The sequence below is a fragment of the Gemmatimonadota bacterium genome, assembly GCA_021295815.1.
Taxonomy (GTDB): domain Bacteria; phylum Gemmatimonadota; class Gemmatimonadetes; order Longimicrobiales; family Gaopeijiaceae; genus JAGWBQ01.
This window is the reverse complement of sequence record JAGWBQ010000031.1, coordinates 1,962-2,271: the sequence shown is the minus strand read 5'-3', so window position 1 is coordinate 2,271 and position 310 is coordinate 1,962. Positions and strand designations below refer to the sequence as shown.

The following is a 310-nucleotide window of genomic DNA, read 5'->3' as shown; positions in this document are numbered from 1 at the left end:
CCGGTAAGCCACGCCACCGGCGAATCCGGAGAGCGGTCCCGACATCATGCCCATCCAGTGGCCGCCACCCGCTTCGAGCCTCCGGATCAATAGGGTTTCGCGAAGGAGGTCGAGCATGTCGTTGCTCGACGAGAGCACGGGTGCGTGCGCCGTTACTTCGAAAGCGCCGACCGGTAGCAGGGTTCGGGTATCGGAGAGCAGTTCGTGACCATGGGGATCGGCCGCCATGCTGGCCGTCTGGCCCAGTATCGCCGAGTCCGGATCGGCGCTCCACAGGAAGGGGATCAGCGTGAGGTCGAGGACGGGCATT

Annotated in this window: 1 protein-coding gene; it reads right to left on the bottom strand. The window is 65.2% G+C overall.

All coding sequences use genetic code 11. The features are described from left to right. Window positions 1-310 (bottom strand): hypothetical protein (locus J4G12_10195; GenBank protein ID MCE2456161.1); only part of this gene is annotated, 310 nt, incomplete at both ends.